The sequence below is a fragment of the Dietzia sp. NPDC055343 genome, assembly GCF_053645265.1.
The window spans coordinates 137,142-155,137 of record NZ_JBSHMJ010000006.1 but is presented as its reverse complement, the minus strand read 5'-3'; the positions used below and the strand labels follow the sequence as shown (position 1 = coordinate 155,137).

19 protein-coding genes are annotated in these 17,996 nt (G+C 68.4%); 13 read left to right on the top strand and 6 right to left on the bottom strand.

Features of this window, described 5'->3' with window-relative positions:
• Positions 1-236 (bottom strand): hypothetical protein (locus ACWIE7_RS05160; protein ID WP_454068715.1); only part of this gene is annotated, 236 nt, incomplete at its 3' end.
• Positions 237-356: 120 nt separating this feature from the next.
• Between ACWIE7_RS05160 and ACWIE7_RS05155 the strand changes: the two genes are divergently transcribed.
• On the top strand, positions 357-1,235 hold the full coding sequence (locus ACWIE7_RS05155; RefSeq protein WP_454068714.1) for an endonuclease domain-containing protein: 879 nt from the start codon (positions 357-359) through the stop codon (positions 1,233-1,235).
• Positions 1,236-1,405: 170 nt separating this feature from the next.
• On the opposite strand, the gene ACWIE7_RS05150 is transcribed toward ACWIE7_RS05155, so the two are convergent.
• Positions 1,406-2,452, bottom strand: a complete 1,047-nt coding sequence (locus tag ACWIE7_RS05150; RefSeq protein WP_454068713.1) for an alpha/beta hydrolase — start codon at positions 2,450-2,452, stop codon at positions 1,406-1,408.
• 127 nt (positions 2,453-2,579) lie between these two features.
• Complete coding sequence (locus ACWIE7_RS05145; protein WP_452099571.1) at positions 2,580-3,824, bottom strand: cytochrome P450; 1,245 nt, start codon at positions 3,822-3,824, stop codon at positions 2,580-2,582.
• Positions 3,825-3,990: 166 nt separating this feature from the next.
• On the opposite strand from ACWIE7_RS05145, the gene ACWIE7_RS05140 reads away from it, so the two are divergent.
• From ACWIE7_RS05140 to ACWIE7_RS05125, 4 genes are read left to right on the top strand one after another with little or no spacing between them, the layout of a single operon-like run.
• A complete protein-coding gene (locus tag ACWIE7_RS05140) occupies positions 3,991-5,157 on the top strand; it encodes a steroid 3-ketoacyl-CoA thiolase (protein ID WP_452099572.1) in 1,167 nt (388 codons plus the stop codon).
• Between the two features lies 1 nt (position 5,158).
• Positions 5,159-5,746 (top strand): GNAT family N-acetyltransferase, encoded by a 588-nt coding sequence (locus tag ACWIE7_RS05135; protein WP_454068712.1) that lies wholly within the window; start codon positions 5,159-5,161, stop codon positions 5,744-5,746.
• Positions 5,743-6,240, top strand: coding sequence for a nitroreductase family deazaflavin-dependent oxidoreductase (locus ACWIE7_RS05130; RefSeq protein WP_452099574.1), 498 nt, complete (start codon positions 5,743-5,745; stop codon positions 6,238-6,240). The genes ACWIE7_RS05135 and ACWIE7_RS05130 overlap by 4 nt, the downstream gene beginning before the upstream one ends.
• A gap of 43 nt (positions 6,241-6,283) precedes the next feature.
• Positions 6,284-7,519 (top strand): hypothetical protein, encoded by a 1,236-nt coding sequence (locus tag ACWIE7_RS05125; protein WP_454068711.1) that lies wholly within the window; start codon positions 6,284-6,286, stop codon positions 7,517-7,519.
• Between the two features lie 260 nt (positions 7,520-7,779).
• Here the strand turns inward: ACWIE7_RS05125 and ACWIE7_RS05120 are convergent, their stop codons facing one another.
• Positions 7,780-8,697, bottom strand: coding sequence for an SDR family oxidoreductase (locus ACWIE7_RS05120; RefSeq protein WP_452099576.1), 918 nt, complete (start codon positions 8,695-8,697; stop codon positions 7,780-7,782).
• Positions 8,698-8,739: 42 nt separating this feature from the next.
• Positions 8,740-9,531 (bottom strand): SDR family oxidoreductase, encoded by a 792-nt coding sequence (locus ACWIE7_RS05115; RefSeq protein ID WP_452099577.1) that lies wholly within the window; start codon positions 9,529-9,531, stop codon positions 8,740-8,742.
• 78 nt (positions 9,532-9,609) lie between these two features.
• Between ACWIE7_RS05115 and ACWIE7_RS05110 the strand changes: the two genes are divergently transcribed.
• The 8 genes from ACWIE7_RS05110 to ACWIE7_RS05075 all read left to right on the top strand — a co-directional run bounded on the left by ACWIE7_RS05110 (position 9,610) and on the right by ACWIE7_RS05075 (position 16,714).
• Positions 9,610-10,404, top strand: a complete 795-nt coding sequence (locus ACWIE7_RS05110; protein ID WP_230931014.1) for an enoyl-CoA hydratase family protein — start codon at positions 9,610-9,612, stop codon at positions 10,402-10,404.
• A gap of 68 nt (positions 10,405-10,472) precedes the next feature.
• Complete coding sequence (locus ACWIE7_RS05105) at positions 10,473-11,315, top strand: CoA transferase subunit A (RefSeq protein WP_380059568.1); 843 nt, start codon at positions 10,473-10,475, stop codon at positions 11,313-11,315.
• A gap of 3 nt (positions 11,316-11,318) precedes the next feature.
• On the top strand, positions 11,319-12,086 hold the full coding sequence (locus ACWIE7_RS05100; RefSeq protein ID WP_344991541.1) for a CoA-transferase: 768 nt from the start codon (positions 11,319-11,321) through the stop codon (positions 12,084-12,086).
• Entirely contained in the window at positions 12,083-13,195 is a 1,113-nt protein-coding gene (locus tag ACWIE7_RS05095) for an NAD(P)H-dependent flavin oxidoreductase (RefSeq protein ID WP_454068710.1), read from the top strand. Before ACWIE7_RS05100 ends, ACWIE7_RS05095 begins: the two co-directional genes overlap by 4 nt.
• Before the next feature lie 244 nt (positions 13,196-13,439).
• Positions 13,440-14,072, top strand: coding sequence for a hypothetical protein (locus ACWIE7_RS05090; RefSeq protein WP_454068709.1), 633 nt, complete (start codon positions 13,440-13,442; stop codon positions 14,070-14,072).
• A 228-nt stretch (positions 14,073-14,300) separates the two neighbouring features.
• A complete protein-coding gene (locus ACWIE7_RS05085; protein ID WP_454068708.1) occupies positions 14,301-14,852 on the top strand; it encodes a hypothetical protein in 552 nt (183 codons plus the stop codon).
• 196 nt (positions 14,853-15,048) lie between these two features.
• A complete protein-coding gene (locus ACWIE7_RS05080) occupies positions 15,049-15,603 on the top strand; it encodes a hypothetical protein (RefSeq protein WP_454068707.1) in 555 nt (184 codons plus the stop codon).
• A gap of 250 nt (positions 15,604-15,853) precedes the next feature.
• Positions 15,854-16,714: a hypothetical protein gene (locus tag ACWIE7_RS05075; protein ID WP_454068706.1), complete on the top strand. Its 861-nt coding sequence runs from the start codon at positions 15,854-15,856 to the stop codon at positions 16,712-16,714.
• Positions 16,715-16,802: 88 nt separating this feature from the next.
• On the opposite strand, the gene ACWIE7_RS05070 is transcribed toward ACWIE7_RS05075, so the two are convergent.
• Positions 16,803-17,972: an acetyl-CoA C-acetyltransferase gene (locus ACWIE7_RS05070; protein WP_454068705.1), complete on the bottom strand. Its 1,170-nt coding sequence runs from the start codon at positions 17,970-17,972 to the stop codon at positions 16,803-16,805.
• Between the last annotated feature and the right edge of the window lie 24 nt (positions 17,973-17,996).

The following is a 17,996-nucleotide window of genomic DNA, read 5'->3' as shown; positions in this document are numbered from 1 at the left end:
GAGGGACACGGCTTCGACTGCTCCACCGAGCAGAAGCTCGAGTCCATTTCCAACTTCGGCGCGAAGTACGGCCTGACCGACTGACAGTTCCCCGGGCCGGCCCCTCTCCCGGTTTGGACGACATCGCGCAGGGATTTCAGCGAAATCTCGCGACTGGTGTCGTCCAAACTGATGGTGGATACTGCCCGGACGCACATTCCTCGGATGTCATGCCTGTGGATGGTCGTCAGCTTCATCCACAGGCTGCCTCGTGACCGCTTCAGACCGGTACTCGATCGCCCAGTCTTGTTGTCATGCGATCATCTCGGTTCAACAGGAATGTCCCCGCACGATTGCCCAGGGATATCGAAGAGGAAGTGCGCGCCGGAGGACCGTTCGACTCTCGCGCAGCCCTTTCTGCAGGAGTTCTCTCCCGGCACGCTCTGGCTACCAGGTACACCCAGATCGTCCCGTGCATCTACGCGGCATCGGACAAGACCCTGTCCCGATGGGACGAGATCACCGCCGTGAGCAAGTGGGCGCCCAACGAGTCCGTCGTCGCCGGCTGGGCGGCCGCCCACGTCCAAGGTGAGCGCTGGTACTCGACCGGCTACGCGAACCGACGCATCGACATCTACTCGACACACGATCCCCGGGCTCCCGCGCTCGTGCGATGGCGGCGCCCTCGGCGACCGCTCACTGTGAGCGATCAGATCGACATCGGCGGTATCACCGTGACCTCTCCTGCCCGTACCGCAGTCGATGTCGCCCGCTGGGCGGTCTCGGTGGACGACATGGTCTGCGCAGTAGACTCAGTATGCAACGCCACGGGCACGCCGATCGCCGCCGTCGAGGCCGCGGCAGAACGGATGCGCGGACTCCACGGCGTACGTCGCGTCGCTTCCCATCTGTCGGACTGCGACCCGAGAGCCGACTCACCACAGGAGACTCTCGTCCGGCTCCGCATCGCCCGGTCCCCGCTGCCCGCCCCCGTAAGTCAGCTCCGGATCCGAGACGCGGACGGTCGAAAGATCGCGACTGCGGACCTGGGCTACCCCGAGTGGAAGGTGGCGATCTTCTACGACGGCAGCCACCACGGCAACCCTGAGCAGTGGCGATGGGATCTCCGTGTCAACGCCAGACTCGCAGACCTCGGCTGGCAGGTCGTGCGAATCACGGCCGGGATGAGTGCCGAAGAAGTGGTCCAGCACGTCTCGTCGGCCGTAGGTAGGGCCACTCGAACCGGAGCCGCGTGATGCAGCCAGCCCTCGCCCCTCCCACCCATCTTCCCCTCGCCTTGCCGCCCGCTTTGGACGACATCAGAGCCGGCTCTCGGCCCGAATCCCTGCACAGTGTCGTCCAAACCGGAGGGGTTGGGGCTGCGGGGGCTGCGTCGAGTGGGCGGGCGGGGCTGCGATGCGTTGCGCTACACGCCGGGGTCGGCGCTGATGGTCGCTGCGATGTCGTCGAGGCAGGCCAGGATCTCGCGGTGGGTGTCCTCGGTGGCCTCGAGATGCATGAGGTGGCCGGCCCGCGGCACGCTGCGGACCTGGCGGACGTCGTCGTGATATCGGTCGAGCTTCTTCAGCGGCTCGCGGCCGTGGAAGCCCTCGAGGTCGGGATCGTGCTCCGAGTAGACGAAGTAGTACGGCACGGGGTTGGTCTGACGCTCGAACTCCTTGCGGGCGTACCAGGACGCGTCCATCGCGCGGTACCACTGCAGCGGACCGGCGAACCCGGTGCGGACGTACTCGGTCTCGTAGCGGTCCAACTCCTCCGCGGTGAGCCAGCGCCACGGCAGCTCCGGCGCCTCGGGCAGCGCATCGAGGTAGGTCGTGCCCGACGGGTGCTGCCACACATCGAGGTAGTGGTAGTCGGCGGACAGGGCCCAGAACACGCGGGCGAGGAAGTCGCGCTCGTGGCCCTCGAGATCGGCCTCGGCGACGCCCGGCTGCGCGAAGTAGTGCAGATGCAGGAAGTGCTTCTCGGCGATCATCGCCGAGCCCTCCAGAGGGGAGACCGACCCGGCGGTGCCCATGAAGGGGTTCTCCATCCCGATCACCGCGCGGACCCGCCCCGGCTCCAGGTGACAGGCGTCGTAGACCACGCCCGCGCCGAAGTCGAAGCCCACCAGCACGACCTTCTCCGACTTCGGGAGTGCATCGTCAAGTACCGCGATCAGGTCGTCGACCACCTCGCGCGGCGCGTAGTCCTCGACATTCGTGGGCGCGTCGGAGCCGCCCATCCCCCTCAGGTCCGGCGCGATGACCCGCCACCCGGCGTCCACGAGGACGGGGATCATGCGGTGCCACGTGAACCAGAAGTGAGGGAAGCCGTGAACAAGCGCGACGGTGCCCGGGCGCTGGTCTGCGGACGCGCTCGGTTCGGCGACCACGTAGTGGATGCCCACGCCGTCGCGGTCGATGTGGCGGTGCTCGAGGAAGGACGGGTCGTCGATTCGGGGGTCGATCATGATGTCACCCTGCCTGGTTCTGTGGGGGATTCGGCGCGATGGTCGTAGGAGACGCCGACGGCCCCGGCGCTCCGCCCCGGTGGGCGGTGCGCCGGGGCCGTCACCGTGCGTGCTGTGGGTCAGTCGATCAGGCCCGGACCGGGCACTTGAAGTCGACCTTCCAGTCCTGGATGGCGTTGAGCCAGCCCGAACGCAGGCGGGTCGCGTCACCCATCGAGGTGATGTCGGGCATGTGGTCCGCGATCGCGTTGAAGATCAACTCGATCTGCAGCTTCGCCAGGTTGGCGCCGATGCAGTAATGCGGGCCGTTCCCGCCGAACGTCAGGTGCGGGTTCGGGTCGCGCAGGATGTTGAAGCTGAACGGGTCCTCGAAGACGTCCTCGTCGAAGTTCGCCGAGCCGTACATGATCGCGGCACGGTCGCCCTTCTTCATGGTCACGCCGCCGATCTCGACATCCTCGGTGGCGGTGCGCTGGAACGAGGAGATCGGCGAGGCCCAGCGGAGGATCTCGTCGTAGGTGGTCTCCGGGCGTTCGGCCTTGAACAGCTCCCACTGGTCCGGGTTCTCCAGGAACGCGATCATGCCGTGGGTTGTCGCGTTACGGGTGGTCTCGTTGCCGGCCACCGCGAGCAGCACCACGAACCAGCCGAACTCGTCCGCGGTGAGCTGCTCGCCGTCGACGTCGGCCTGGACCAGCTTGGTCACCAGGTCGTCCCGGGGGTCGACCTCGCGCTTGGCGGCCAACTCCATGGCGTAGCCGAGGATCTCGGCGTTGGCGGCGTTGGACTCGTCCGCCAGCTCCGGGATGTCGTAGCTGGTCATCTTGTTGGACCACTCGAAGATCTGGTGGCGGTCCTCCTGCGGGATACCGATGAGCTCGGCGATGGCCTGCAGCGGGAGCTCGGAGGCCACCTCGGTGATGAAGTCTCCCCCGCCCTTGGCGGCTGCGGTCTCCACGATGCTCCGCGCCTTCTCGGCGAGGTTCTCACGCATCTTCTCGATGTTCCGCGGGGTGAACCCCTTCGAGATGATGCGGCGGTACTTCTTGTGCTCGTCGCCGTCTTGGTTGATGAACAGGAAGCGCGTCATCTCGACGATCTCGCGCTCCGTCCCGGGCGCGAAGCGCGGGATAGCGGTGTTCTCCCAGGTGGAGAAGACCTCATTGGTGCGCCGGGAGATCTCCTTGACGTCTGCGTGCTTGGTGACGACCCAGTAGCCGTCGTCGTCGTATCCGTCCGCACCCGGCTCGTTGGCGCACCACCAGATCGGCTCGGTCTGCCGCAGGTGCATCCACTCCGGATGCGGAAGGCGCTTCTGGTAGAGCTCCGGGTCGGTGAAGTCGAACCCCTCGGGAATGGTGACTGGCTGCACTGGCACTCCTTGGCCGCGTCGGTTTGCGTCAGGTGTTCACTCACACAACCCGGATACTGCGAACCCCTCGCCCGGGCTGTAATCTAGAACACGTTCCACGCACCATACTAGAACACGTTCAGTTCCGGCCAGGTCTACCTCCGGCCGGATTCCCGGAAGGAAAACCATGGGAAATCCCGTCATCGTCGAGGCCGTACGTACCCCGATCGGCAAGGCACGCGGCGCGCTGTCGGGCCTCCACCCCGCGCACCTGCTGGGCGCCTCCCAGAAGGAGGTCATCCGCCGGGCAGGCATCGACGCCGCCCTGGTCGAGCAGGTCGTCGGGGGCTGCGTGACCCAGGCCGGCGCACAGGGCAACAACGTCACCCGCGGCGCCTGGCTCGCCTCCGGCCTGCCCTGGCAGACCGCGTGCACGACCATCGACTGCCAGTGCTCGTCCGCGCAGCAGGCCAACCACTTCATCGCAAACCTCATCCACGCGGGCGCCATGGACGTCGGCATCGCCTGCGGCGTCGAGTCGATGAGCTGGATCGCGCTCCGTGCGGCTGTCGGCAACGGCGAGAACGGCATGCCCCGCCCCGACGACTGGACGGTGGATCTGCCCGACCAGTTCACGGCTGCCGACCGGATCGCCAAGCGTCGCGGACTGAGCCGCGCCGACCTCGAGGAGCTGGGCGTCCGGTCGCAGGCCAATGCGCAGCGCGCGTGGGACGAAGGCCGGTTCGATCGCGAGACCTTCGCCGTCGACGCCCCCGAGCGCCTCAAGGACGGCACCTACACCGGCGAGACGGTGACCGTCACCCGCGATCAGGGCCTGCGGGAGACCACCGCCGAGGCGCTCGCCGGCCTCAAGCCGGTCCTCGAGGGCGGCCTGCACACCGCCGGCACCTCGAGCCAGATGTCCGACGGCTCGGCCGCGGTCCTGCTCATGGACGAGGACGTCGCCAAGGCGCACGGCCTCAAGCCCCGCGCGCGCATCGTCCACCAGGCGCTGGTGGGTGGCGAGCCCGAGTACCACCTCGACGGCCCGGTCCAGGCCACTCAGCGCGTCCTCGACCGCTCGGGCATGTCGATCTCCGACTTCGATCTCTTCGAATGCAACGAGGCGTTCGCCTCCGTGCTCCTAAGCTGGGCGCAGGTGCACGGGCCCGACATGGACAAGGTCAACGTCAACGGGGGCGCCATCGCGATCGGCCACCCCGTCGGCAGCACCGGGTCGCGGCTCATCACCACCGCCCTGCACGAGCTCGAGCGCACGGACGGCGAGCGCGCGCTCATCACGATGTGCGCGGGAGGCGCCCAGGCCTCGGCCAGCATCATCGAGAGGATCTGACATGAGCAGCAACGTCATCGAGGCGGCCGCGGGACGTCGGCAGGAGATCTTTGCCGCCATCTCGTCCGCCACCGGCACGGACGACGCGGTCAAGGCCGTGTCCCACCTCCTGGCGGTCTCGACGGACGAGGCCCGCGAGGTCCTGCGCGCCCCGCTCGAGTCGTTCGTCGGCGGCACCACCGAGCAACCGGAGGCCTCGAGTCCGTCAAGCTTCGCCCTGCACCCGTTTCGCGACTCGGACGAGCACAATGCGCTGTACAAGGCGCGCTCGACCGACGCCTCGTCGGCGACCGGCGGCACGTGGGACGAGAGCCGCACGGAGCAGGAGCGCCGCGAGGGACTGAAGCGGATCGACGCCGAGTCGGCGATGTGGTTTGTCGCCGTCGACGGCGCGCGGGGCACCCAGGTGGGACTCGTGTTCGGCGAGCAGGTCAACGACGGCGACGTTGACGTTGCGATCTGGATCCACCCAGAGGAGCGGAAGAAGGGTTACGGCCTGATGGCGCTCAAGGAGAGCCGCCGTGAGCTCGCGGCGTTCTTCCCCGGCAAGCACGTGATCGTCCGTGCGCCGATGGCCGGCGGCAAGTGACGGATCAGCAGCCCGAGACCGGCACCGACGACCCGCGGCGTGGCGCGCCGTGGGTCGTCGGCGTGATCAAGGTGATGTCGCGGGCCAACACGTGGCTGTACCAGCGCACGGGCGGTCGGATCGGTGGAACCTGGCGGGTGGGGTCGGCGCTGCGGGCGCCGGTTCCGGTGTGTTTGGTGACGACGACGGGCCGTAAATCCGGCGAACCACGCACGGTCCCGTTGCTGCACCTCCCGGACGGCGACCGCGTCCTGTTGGTCGCGTCGCAAGGCGGGCTGCCCTCTCATCCGCAGTGGTACCGCAACGTCTTGGCGGACCCGGCCGTCACCGTTCAGGTGGGTCGCCGGGTCAGGTCGATGACGGCGAGGGAGGCGTCTCCGGCCGAGCGGGCGGAGTTGTGGCCTCGGCTCGTCGAGCGTTACGCGGATTTCGCTGAGTATCAGGCAAACACCAGCCGCGTCATACCCGTGGTGATCTGCGAACCCGTGCGTTAGCCGAACGCTCGCCGAATGGCTGACCTGTCATGCTGTGCACGTCATGAGCAGTGTGCGGCGTGAACACCGCTCAATCCGATCGGCATGCGTGGCGGCATTGACAAAAGTTCATATTCAGGGGATTCTCATGTGCCAAAGGGCACATTGGTGCCGCGATTCGCCGAGAGGATCCACTTTTATGAAGAAAATGACCAGGGCCGCCGCGGCCGCCGCCACGGCGGCCCTCGCCATGTCCGGCGCCACAGGTGTCGCTAACGCTCAGTCGACCTTTGACATCGGCATTCTGGACGGCCTGCAGTCCTCGGACGTGTCGATTCCGGGCTCGGCGGGCTTGATCCCCGGCTCCGCTGGCGTGATTCCCGAAGGCTCCACCACCGGTATCGGCACAGGCTCCACTGAGCTTGGCGGCTCCGCGAACATCAGCGGCTCTGCGGGCACGATCGCGAACGGCATCGCGGGATCCGTCGAGGGTGGCTCGCTCGAGAGCATCCTCACCAATGTCGCCGGCTCGGTCACCACCATCACCGGCTCCGTCAACGCCAGCGGCGGGTCGACCGGCGCCTTTACCGATGCCCTCACCGGCTCCATCGACAACACCGGCTCCGCTACCGCGATCACCGGGGCCATCGCGGATGCCATCGGCAACGGCGGCTCACTCGCCGGTGTGCTGGCGGGCATCGAGGGCTCCATCGGAGACGGCGGCTCGGCCGGCGACATCACCAGCGCCCTGGGCGGGTCGATCGAGCATGGGGGCTCACTCGAGAACATCACTGATGCGACTGCGGGCTCGATCGCCAACACCTCCGGATCGCTGTCCAATCCTGATACCGGACTTCTCGGCTCGGTCACCGGCAACGGCGGTTCGACAGGCGCGAGCTCCGATGCGATCAGAAACGTCACCAGCGACAGCGCTTACGTCGTTGTCGGCTCCGCCCAGGAGCTTGTGACCGTCAACGGTTCGCTCACTGCGCTCACCGGCTCGATCGAGAATGCCTTCGACATGAGCACCGCCTCGACAAATCTTGGCTCGACGGTCGGTGCGATGTCCTCCCTCGAGACCGTCAACAGCGTCGAGATGAGCGTCGGCGGCGGCCTGCTGCCGATCCTGTCGCTGGGCGGCGCTGCTGCCCTCGGCGGCGCGGCCGTCGGTGCCGCCGCCGGTGCCAACGTCCAGCTTCCGCCGCTGCCGGGCTTCCCGCTGTGCGACCTGCCGCAGGCGCAGATCGACCAGCTCGCCGGCCTCGGCTCGGTCGACGCCCAGAACTGCCCGCGCCCCTGACCTGATCCGGTCGGCCGGAAACTGACGGAGCCCCGCACCTCGAAAGGTGCGGGGCTCCCTCTTGTTCGCTCACGGTCTGCTCTCGCCACCCGAACCTCGGTTGCAAGACAGCCCTCACGATCTGCACGACACCAGATGCGATTCCAGTCCGGAATCTCGACCAATCTGTCTTGCAGATGGACGGCGATGTCTTGCAACCGCGCGGGGCGGCACGGGGGGCCGGGCGCGTGGCCGAGCCGGAAGCGGGACCCGGCGTCAGCTCAGCGGGCGCCGTAGACCGGAACCGGGGTCGGCGACTCGGACAGCAGGCGCGGGACCACGGAGCCGAGCTCGGCCGGATCCCACTTGGCGCCCTTGTCCTCGGAGGCGGCGCGCTGCCAGCCGTCGCACACGGTGACCTTGCCGCCCTCGACCTCGAAAACGCGGCCGGAGACGTCGCCGGACTCCTCGGAGCCCAGCCACACGACCAGCGGGGAGACGTTGGCCGGGTCCATCACGTCGAACGAGCCGTCCTCGGGGGCGGCCATCTGCGCGGCCATGGCCTCACCGGCGGAGGTGGTCATTCGGGTACGGGCGGACGGGGCGATCGCGTTGGCGGTGACGCCGTAGCCCTTCATCTCGGCCGCGGTCTGGATGGTCAGCAGCGCAATGCCGGCCTTGGCTGTGGCGTAGTTGCCCTGGCCGACCGAGCCGAACAGCCCGGCGCCCGAGGAGGTGTTGATGACGCGCGCGGCCCGAGGGCGCCCGGCCTTGGACTCGGCGCGCCAGTACTCGGCGGCGTGACGCAGCGGCGCGTAGTGGCCCTTGAGGTGCACGGTGGTGACCTTGTCCCACTCCTCCTCGGTCATGCCGACGAGCATCTTGTCGCGCAGGAAGCCGGCGTTGTTGACCAGCACGTCGAGCCCGCCGAAGGTGTCGATGGCCTGCTGGACGAGCTCGCGCGCGCCCTCCCACGAGGAGATGTCGTTACCGTTGATCACGGCCTCACCGCCGGCGGCCTTGATCTCGGCGACGACCTGCTCGGCGGGGTGCTCCCCCACGTCGGTGCCGTCGATGCCGGCGCCGAGGTCGTTCACGACGACCTTCGCCCCCTCGGCGGCGAAGGCCAGCGCGTGCTCACGGCCGATTCCGCGGCCGGCGCCGGTGACGATGACGACGCGTCCGTCGCAGATTCCCATTGATGTCTCCTTGGTTGAAATGGTCGGTGCGGGTGTTCTCGGTCAGTGCTTGTTCTCGGCGGTGGAGGCCGAGAGGAACGCGGGCTTCTCGCCGCCGCCGTGGACCAGCAGCTCGGCGCCGGTGATGTAGGCGGCCAGTGGCGAGGCGAGGAACGCGGCGGCCCGGCCGACGTCGGCGGGCTCGGCCATGCGCCCCATGGGGATGGTGGCGTCGACGGCGGCCACGCCCTCGGCGTCGCCGTAGTGCATTTCGGCGAGCTCGGTCTTCACGGGGCCGACGACGACGGAGTTCACACGCACCGCCGGGGCCCATTCGACGGCCAGTGACTGGGTGAGCGAGTCGATGCCGGCCTTCGCGGCGCCGTAGGAGGCGGTGCCGGGCGAGGGGCGGTGGCCGGAGACGGACGAGATGTTGACGATCACGCCGCCGATCTGGCCGTCGGGCCCGTCGGCGGTCATCGCCCGGTGTGCTTCCTGCGCGACGGTCAGCGCGGACAGCAGGTTGAGCGCGACGATCTTGGCGTGGAAGTTGGCGCTGGCGTCGGCGGCCAGCGCGAACGGGGCGCCGCCGGCGTTGTTGACCACCACGTCGAGGCGGCCGTGCTTGGCGACGATCGCGTCGATCATCTCGCGGACCGCGTCGGGGTCGCGGAGGTCGGCCGGGTGGAACTCGAGGTCCGCGACATCGGAGCCCTCGTCGGCGGGTCGCCGGGCGCAGGTGACGACGACGGCGCCGGCATCTCTGAATACTCGACTGATGCCGGCGCCGACGCCTCGGACGCCTCCGGTGACGAGGACTACCTTCCCCGCCAGACCAAGATCGATGTTCGTCATGCGTGCTAGCCTACCAAGCAAGCGTTTGGTTAGTCACCGGACCGTCTCAGGCGGCGGTGGCGTGCGAAGGGAGCACCAATGGGCATCAGCGTCGACAAGGGCGCAGACGGTATCGCGACCGTCACCGTCGACTATCCCCCCGTCAACGCCATCCCGTCCGCGGGCTGGTTCGAACTCGGCGAGCAGATCCTGGCCGCCGGCCGGGACCCCGAGGTCCACGTCGTGATCCTGCGCGCCGAGGGCCGCGGGTTCAACGCCGGCGTCGACATCAAGGAGATGCAGGACTTCGAGGGCTTCGACCACCTGCTGGCCGCCAACCGCGGCTGCTACGTGGCCTTCAACGCCGTCTACGAATGCGCGGTCCCCGTGATCGCCGTCGTGAACGGCTTCTGCGTGGGCGGCGGCATCGGGCTGGTCGGCAATGCCGACTGCATCATCGCCTCCGATGACGCGGTCTTCGGACTTCCCGAGGTGGACCGGGGCGCGCTCGGCGCGGCCACCCACCTCGCGCGCATGGTGCCGCCGCACATGATGCGCACGCTGTACTTCACCTCCCGCAACGTCACCGCGCAGCAGCTGCACAACTGGGGAACGGTGTACGAGGTGGTCCCTCGCGACCAGCTCGACGCCGCGGCCCGCGAGCTGGCGGAGGCGATCGCCGCCAAGGACACCCGCGTGATCCGGGCGGCCAAGGAGGCCATCAACCACATCGACCCGGTCGACGTGAAGTCCTCGTACCGCATGGAGCAGGGCTTCACCTTCGAACTCAACCTCGCCGGCGTGGCCGATGAGCACCGAGACGAGTTCGTCAAGAGCGGTACGAACCTGGATAAACGAGTCAAGCAATCCGAGAGGACGGGCGAGAACAAGTGACGACGACCCCCACCCCGCGCGACAAGCGCACGAGCCTCGACGAGGCCGTCGCACGCCTCGAGAGCGGTATGACCATCGGTATCGGCGGCTGGGGCTCGCGGCGCAAGCCGATGGCCCTGGTCCGGGCGATCCTCCGCCGCGAGGATCTCACCGACCTGACCGTCATCACCTACGGTGGCCCGGACCTCGGCCTGCTCTGCTCGGCGGGCAAGGTCTCGAAGGCGTACTACGGCTTCGTGACCCTGGACTCGGCACCGTTCTACGACCCGTGGTTCGCCAAGCGCCGCACCGAGGGTTCGATCATCTCCCGCGAGATGGACGAGGGCATGGTCCGCGCCGGCCTCACCGCCGCCGCGCAGCGCCTGCCGTTCCTGCCCACGCGCGCCGGCCTGGGCTCGGACGTCTTCCGGTTCTGGGGCGACGAGCTCAAGACCGTCGACTCCCCGTACGACTTCGAGGGCAAGACCGAGACCCTGGTCGCGATGCCCGCGCTGCGCATGGACGCCGCGCTCATCCACCTGGACAAGGCCGACAAGCACGGCAACGCCGCATTCACCGGCGCCGACGGCTACTTCGACGACCTGTACGCCATGGCCGCCGACACGGTCCTGCTCGAGACCGACGAGATCGTCGACTCGGCGGATGCGCTGATGAACGAGGTCGGCCCGCAGCGCATGCTGATCAGCCGCATGTTCGTCGACACCGTCTCCGAGGCCCCGAACGGCGCGCACTTCACGTTCGCCGGCGGCTACGGCCGCGACGAGGCGTTCCAGAAGCACTACGCGGCCGCCGCCAAGGACGAGCAGTCCTGGGCCGCGTTCACCGAAGAGTTCCTGTCCGGCGACGAGGCCGCGTACCAGGAGGCCGTAACCAAGTTCGCCGCCAAGATCGCGGCCGAGAAGGAGGGCTGACACGTGAGCGAGAACATCACGCGCGCCGAGTACTGCGCGATCGCCTGCGCCGAGATCTTCGCCGGTGCCGGGGAGATCTTCGCCTCCCCCATGACCCCGATGGCCACCCTGGGCGCCCGCCTCGCGCGGATGACCACCGAGCCGGACCTGCTCATCACCGATGGCGAGTACCGCTTCCTCGGCCAGACCCCGCCGCTGGGCAAGCTCATCGACTTCGAGGGCTACATCCCGTTCCCGCGCGTCTTCGACGTGCTGCAGGCCGGCGCCCGCCACGTGGTCATGGGCGCCAACCAGATCGACAAGTACGGCAACCAGAACCTCTCGGCGTTCGGTGACGACGTCCAGAAGCCGACGCGCCAGATGTTCGGCCTGCGTGGCGCGCCGGGCAACTCGATCGCCCACGCCACCAGTTACTGGGTGGGCAAGCACAGCACCCGCGTCTTCCCCGAGAAGGTCGACATCGTGTGCGGCATCGGCTACGACCGCTACACCGAGGGCGACCCGGCCTTCCGCTTCCACCACATCCCGAAGATCGTTACCAACCTCGGTGTCTTCGATTTCCAGGGCCCCGGCCGCACGATGCGCGCCGTCACCCTGCACCCGGGTGTCACGGCCGAGGAGGTCGCGGAGAACACGGGCTTCGAGGTTGCCGGTCTGGCCGAGGCGGGCGTCACACGCGACCCGTCCGCGGAGGAGCTGCGTCTGATCCGCGAGGTGATCGATCCGCGCGGCTTCCGTAACCGTGAGGTCCCCGCGGAGGAGAAGAAGTGAGCGACGACGACGCCGCCACCGGCACCGCTCGCGCCGCCACACTGTCGACGGACTTCACCCGTCTCGTCGGCGTGGAGTACCCGATCGTCCAGACGGGCATGGGCTGGGTATCCGGTCCCGAGCTGACGGCCGCCACCGCCAACGCCGGCGGCCTGGGCATCATCGCGTCCGCGACCATGACGTACTCGGAGCTCGAGGCCGCCATCATCCGGACCAAGGAACTCACCTCCAAGCCCTTCGGTGTCAACCTCCGGGCCGATGCCGAGGACGCCGCCGAGCGCTGCGAGTTGATGATCCGCCACGGGGTGAAGGTCGCGTCGTTCGCGCTCGCACCGAAGCCCGAGCTGATCGCCCGTCTGAAGGAGAACGGCCTCGTCGTCGTCCCCTCGATCGGTGCCGCGAAGCACGCCGTCAAGGTCGCGTCCTGGGGCGCGGACGCGGTGATCGTGCAGGGCGGTGAGGGCGGTGGTCACACCGGTCAGGTCGCCACCACGCTGCTCCTCCCCAGCGTCATCGACGCCCTGGGCGGGGCCGGCAACACGTCGATCCCCGTGGTCGCGGGCGGCGGCTTCTTCGACGGCCGCGGGCTGGTCGCGGCGCTGTCCTACGGCGCCGCGGGCGTCGCGATGGGCACGCGGTTCCTGCTCACCAGCGACTCGCAGGTGCCGAACGCGGTCAAGCAGCAGTACCTCGAGCGGGGCCTGCAGGACACGGTCGTCTCGACCCGCGTCGACGGCATGCCGCACCGCGTGCTGCGCACCGGGCTGGTCAACGCGCTCGAGTCCGGCAGCCCGGTCAAGGGCATGGTCGCGGCCGTGCAGAACGCCAACAAGTTCAAGGCCATGACCGGCATGAAGTGGCAGCAGCTGGCCAAGGACGGCCTCAACATGAAGAAGTCGTCCGAGCGCACGTGGCAGCAGATCGTCATGGCCGCCAACACGCCGATGCTGCTCAAGGCCGGGCTGGTCGAGGGCAACACCGAGGCCGGCGTGCTGGCCTCCGGGCAGGTGGTCGGCATGATCGAGGACCTGCCCAGCTGTGACGAGCTCATCCAGCGCATCATGACGCAGGCGCACGGCCGCCTGGGTGCGCTGCGCGACCTGGGCTGAGCCAGCCCGGCGCACCGCTGCGCGCTGGGGACCTACGCGCCCGGATCGCGCGCTAACGACGAGGGTGCGCGCCCAGGATGAACCATTCTGGGCGCGCACCCTTTTGTCTTGTCACCGTCCTCCCGGACCGGCGCACGGAGATGAAGCGTATCGGGAGTCATTCATCGAATCCTCAGGTAGCGTGAGCATCGCCTTATCGTCAGCGGCGGGGACCCTCTCGCCTGCCACTCCCCGGAGGACCCCCTTGACTGTCACCCGTACCTTCGCCCGTTCGGCCGCCGTGCTCGGCGCCGCCACCGCCCTCACCGTCGCCGGAGCCGGCGCCGCGATGGCCGCCACGACGCATGAGGTCGACGGCAACCTACTGTCTGTCAGCTTCACCAAGGACACCTGGTACGACGGCTCGCTCTGCTTTGCCGTGGCCGTTCCCACGGCGGGGGCAGCCAGCGTCATCAGCCAGGTTCAGGGTGCGGCTACCGGCGACCTCGGGGATCTCTTCGACATCATCAAGGGCGACACGGCCGTCACTGCGCTCACCACCGCCGAGGACGGCCAGGGTGGCGGAACCGGGCTCATCTCCGTCGCCGTCGGCAAGAACACCGTGTACGCGAAGCTAGACCCGAACGTGTACACGCTCATCTCCAAGTGCACGCTTGACGAGCCGGTGATCAACCCGGGTGTCATCGTCGGCGACCCGATGGAGGCGATCATGGGCTCCGTCGAGATGGGCAGCTCGGGCGACGGTCTCGGCACCCTCTCCTCCGTCCTCAACGGCGACGACAGCGGCCTCGGTGGCATCCTCTCGTCCGCCATCGGCGGCGGCGAGGAGGGCGACCTCCTCGGCACCCTGTCATCCGCCACGGGCGACGCCGAGTAACTCCTCTTCGCACGTCGATCACGCCCAGCCGGCCCGACCGGCTGGGCGTCGTCATATCCACGGGCACTTGGTGCGCCGCCAGCCACCCCCCTTCGAGCCTTCTTGGCCGCGAACCCTTTTCAGAAGGCTGAGAGTCCGGTTAAGATTGACTAGCGAAAGAGGGTCGGTCAGATACGGCCCCCATTCGCACTTCCCCTCCCCCTCATCTCCGAATGGAGCTTTTCCCTCATGTCGAAGTCCCGTACCGCCCTTCGTAGCCTCGGCGTCCTCGCCGCCGCGTCCGGACTCGCCCTCGCCGGCGCCGGCGTCGCCTCGGCCACCACCGTCGACCACGATGTCGACGGCAACACCGTCTCCGCTACCTTCACCCTCGAGGAGGGTGAGTCCACGGACGCTTGCGCCGCTGCCCTCGTTCCTCCGACCGCCGTCGAATCGATCATCAAGACGATCAATGAGGGCACGGGGGGCATCGAAGACATCGAGGGTTTCGAGGGCGTGACCATTCTGAAGAATGGCACGCTGCCCGGTGTCGCGCTCACCACCGCCTCCCCGTCGGGCACTGTCACGGCGAAGGAGGTCGCGAACAACGTGTATGCGCTGATCACCGTCTGCACCAACGATTCGAAGCCGTCCTTCAAGCCGGTCACGGTTGGCAACCCGCTCGACATCATCAGCGGTCTGAGCTCGGACGGCCTGCTCGATACCGCGTCCTCGCTCCTGCAGGGCGGCGACGAGAGCGGCCTCGGCGCCATCCTGTCCTCCGCAGTCGGCGGCGAGTGACCGCCAGAACCACTGCTCTCTAACTGAGACTGAGACGCCCGGTCCGCTTCTGCGGGCCGGGCGTTGTCGTGTGGGTCGAGAAGGGTGATCGGTCAATCTGCCGATACGGAGCCTCGGCTGATGTAACACTTACAGTCCGCTGAGCGACTCAGTGAGGGAGACCACTGTTTTCAAGGCACCCTTTAAGGAGCTTCCCATGACCAACCTGAAGAAGGCAGCCGCGGGCTTCGCTGTCGCCGCCACCGCTGCCGCGGGCATCTCGGTCGCCGGCGCCGGCGCCGCCAACGCCGCGACGCCGTTCGTCCACATCGCGGGCAACACGGTGAACGTGCACGTCACCGCCCCGCTCCCCAGCCAGTCCTGCATGGGCATGCTCGTTCCGCCGTACGCTGCGGCCGACATCGCCGGCGCCGCCGTCGCCGGTGGCGGCAACCTCATGCCGATCGTCGCGGCGCTCGGCAATAACCCCGATGTCATCGCCCTCGATGGACCCGGCGCCCTCGGCTTCAACCTGCCCATGACGATCCCCGGCGTTGACGGCTGGCTGTCCGCCCAGAACGTGCCCTCGAACATCTACGCGCTCGCCGTGATCTGCATGGGTCATAACGGCCCGATGGAGCCGCACCTGTTCCCGGCCGTGGTCGGCAACCCGATGGAGGCCTTCGCCGGTAGCGCCTCCGGCAGCACCGGCATCGGTGGGCCCGCCGCGCCCACCGACAACGGCGCCGGATCGAGCAGCTCCGGCTCCTGATCGATTCTCTCGTCAGCTCGCTGACGCGCTGAGCCCCGCGAGCCCCGCACCCTGCCGAGGTGCGGGGCTCGCGTCTTCGTCCGAGCCCCCGATCCGGCAACTCGCAGCGTGCTCCCCCGAACAGCCTTTCACGCCACGACAAGCATGGATATGCGTATCTTCACGAGGCGACGGCCAATCATCGGGAGATCACATGCGCACAGTCAGAAGAATCACTCACCTGTCGGTGGCAGTAGCCACCGTAGCGAGCATGGCGCTCGCCGGTAGCGGCGTGGCGTTAGCCGCGGACGTATCCCTTCCGGCGGTCGAGGACAACCGGGTATCCGTCCGAATCGACAACCCGATTCCGGGCAAGCTCGGCTGGCCCCCGGTGCTCGGCCAGTCCTGTGCTGGCGCGCTCGTCCCGTTGTACGCCATCCCCGATGTCGCCCGAGAGGTCATTCCGCTACTCGACGGAGACATCATGAACATCATCGCCGCCCTCGGCGACCTGAATGACCAGGTGACCATCCTGCTCCTGGCCAATACTCTCTCCCCGGTCACGCTCCCGGGCGTCGCGGGCACGCTGGAGGCAGATAGCGTACGGGACGACTTCTATGCCGCCCCCGTGGTCTGCGTAGGCGGCAGGGACGAGGCACCGATGGAGATCAACCTCTTCCTCACCCAGGTCGGCAACCCACTGGGGGCGTTCGAGGGCAGCGTCACCGGAAGCGTCGGCGGCTCCGGTTCCGCCGAGGGCAGCAGCATCGGCCTCGGGAGCGCCGAGCTCGGCGTCGGCTCGACGGACGGGATGATCGAGCTGGGCAGCGCCTCGGGGTCAGACCAGGGCAGCACCGTCGACATCGGATTCCACGGCAGCATCGCCGACGTCAGCGGAAGCCTCGGCGTGGACGCCGGGGCGGGCAGCTCGGGCAGCGAAGCCGCTGCAGGGTCGGGTCAGGGCAGCATCGACGGCGCGAACACCGGAGCACTCGACACCAGCAGCCTGACCGGCAGTGTTGAGCTCCCCGAGGGCTCGAGCAACGGCAGCAGCATCGACGTCGGCAGCATCATCCCGCTGGCCGGCAACATCAGTGACAGTGTCGGAGACATGAGCTTCCCCGGCTCCTGATGGGTGGGCCTCGAAGGCGCGAGACGCGAGAGCCCCGCACCGATGATCCGGTGCGGGGCTCAGGGCTGGGCTCAGAAGGCCGTGTAGATCAGCGGTCGAGGCGCTCGATGATCGTCACGTTGGCGGTACCGCCGCCCTCACACATGGTCTGCAGGCCGTAGCGGCCGCCGGTGCGCTCGAGCTCGTTGAGCAGGGTGGTGAACAGCTTGGCACCCGTGGCGCCGAGGGGGTGGCCCAGGGCGATGCCGCCGCCGTTGGGGTTGACGCGGGCCGGGTCGGCGCCGGTCTCCTTGATCCAGGCGAGCACGACGGGCGCGAACGCCTCGTTGATCTCCACCACGTCGATGTCGTCGATCGTCAGGCCGGTCTTGGCCAGCGCGTGCTTGGTGGCCGGGATGGGCGCGGACAGCATCATCACCGGGTCGTCGCCGCGGACGGTCATGTGGTGGATGCGGGCGCGCGGGGTGAGACCGTACTTCTCGACGGCCTCGGCGGAGGCCAGCAGGCCGGCGGAGGCGCCGTCACAGATCTGCGACGCGACGGCCGCGGTGAGCGAACCCCCCTCGGCGAGCACGGGCAGCGAGGCCATCTTCTCGAGTGTCGTCTCTCGGGTGGTCTCGTCGGCCTCGAGGCCGGCCATCGGAACGTACTCGGCTCCGAAGCGGCCCTCGGCGATCGCGGCACGCGCGCGATTGTGGGACTGCAGCGCCCACTCCTCCATCTCGCGGCGGGAGATGTCCCACTTGTCGGCCATCATCTGGGCGCCGTTGAACTGCGAGATCTCCTGCGTGCCGAAGCGCTCGGTCCAGCCGGTGGAGCCGGAGAACGGGTCGTCGAAGCCGTACTCGCGGCCGGCGAGCATGGCCGAGGAGATGGGCAGGGCGCTCATGTTCTGGACGCCACCGAACAGGATCACGTCCTGGGTGCCGGACATGATGGCCTGGGCGCCGAAGTGGATGGCCTGCTGGCTGGAGCCACACTGGCGGTCGACGGTGGTGCCGGGGACACCGAGCGGCATGCCCGCGGCGAGCCAGGACGAGCGGGCGATGTTGCCGGCCTGCGGGCCGATGGTGTCGACACAGCCGAAGATCACGTCGTCGACGACCTCCGGGTCGATGCCGGTTCGCTCGACGACGGCCTTGATGACGTGGGCACCGAGGTCGGCGGGGTGCTGCGCGGCCAGGCTGCCGCCGCGCTTGCCCACCGGCGTCCGGACGGCGTCGATCACGTAGGCCTCGCGGCCGGTCACTTCTGTCATGGCTGGTCTCTCCTCAGTGGTGCT

Coding starts and splice junctions, on each gene's coding strand:
- ACWIE7_RS05135 (WP_454068712.1), top strand. CDS start 5,159: ATGAGCAGCAACGTCATCGAGGCGGCCGCGGGACGTCGGCAGGAGATC.
- ACWIE7_RS05120 (WP_452099576.1), bottom strand. CDS start 8,697: ATGGGAATCTGCGACGGACGCGTCGTCATCGTCACCGGCGCCGGCCGC.
- ACWIE7_RS05085 (WP_454068708.1), top strand. CDS start 14,301: ATGTCGAAGTCCCGTACCGCCCTTCGTAGCCTCGGCGTCCTCGCCGCC.
- ACWIE7_RS05115 (WP_452099577.1), bottom strand. CDS start 9,531: ATGACGAACATCGATCTTGGTCTGGCGGGGAAGGTAGTCCTCGTCACC.
- ACWIE7_RS05110 (WP_230931014.1), top strand. CDS start 9,610: ATGGGCATCAGCGTCGACAAGGGCGCAGACGGTATCGCGACCGTCACC.
- ACWIE7_RS05070 (WP_454068705.1), bottom strand. CDS start 17,972: ATGACAGAAGTGACCGGCCGCGAGGCCTACGTGATCGACGCCGTCCGG.
- ACWIE7_RS05150 (WP_454068713.1), bottom strand. CDS start 2,452: ATGATCGACCCCCGAATCGACGACCCGTCCTTCCTCGAGCACCGCCAC.
- ACWIE7_RS05080 (WP_454068707.1), top strand. CDS start 15,049: ATGACCAACCTGAAGAAGGCAGCCGCGGGCTTCGCTGTCGCCGCCACC.
- ACWIE7_RS05125 (WP_454068711.1), top strand. CDS start 6,284: ATGAGCAGTGTGCGGCGTGAACACCGCTCAATCCGATCGGCATGCGTG.
- ACWIE7_RS05105 (WP_380059568.1), top strand. CDS start 10,473: ATGACCATCGGTATCGGCGGCTGGGGCTCGCGGCGCAAGCCGATGGCC.
- ACWIE7_RS05140 (WP_452099572.1), top strand. CDS start 3,991: ATGGGAAATCCCGTCATCGTCGAGGCCGTACGTACCCCGATCGGCAAG.
- ACWIE7_RS05075 (WP_454068706.1), top strand. CDS start 15,854: ATGGCGCTCGCCGGTAGCGGCGTGGCGTTAGCCGCGGACGTATCCCTT.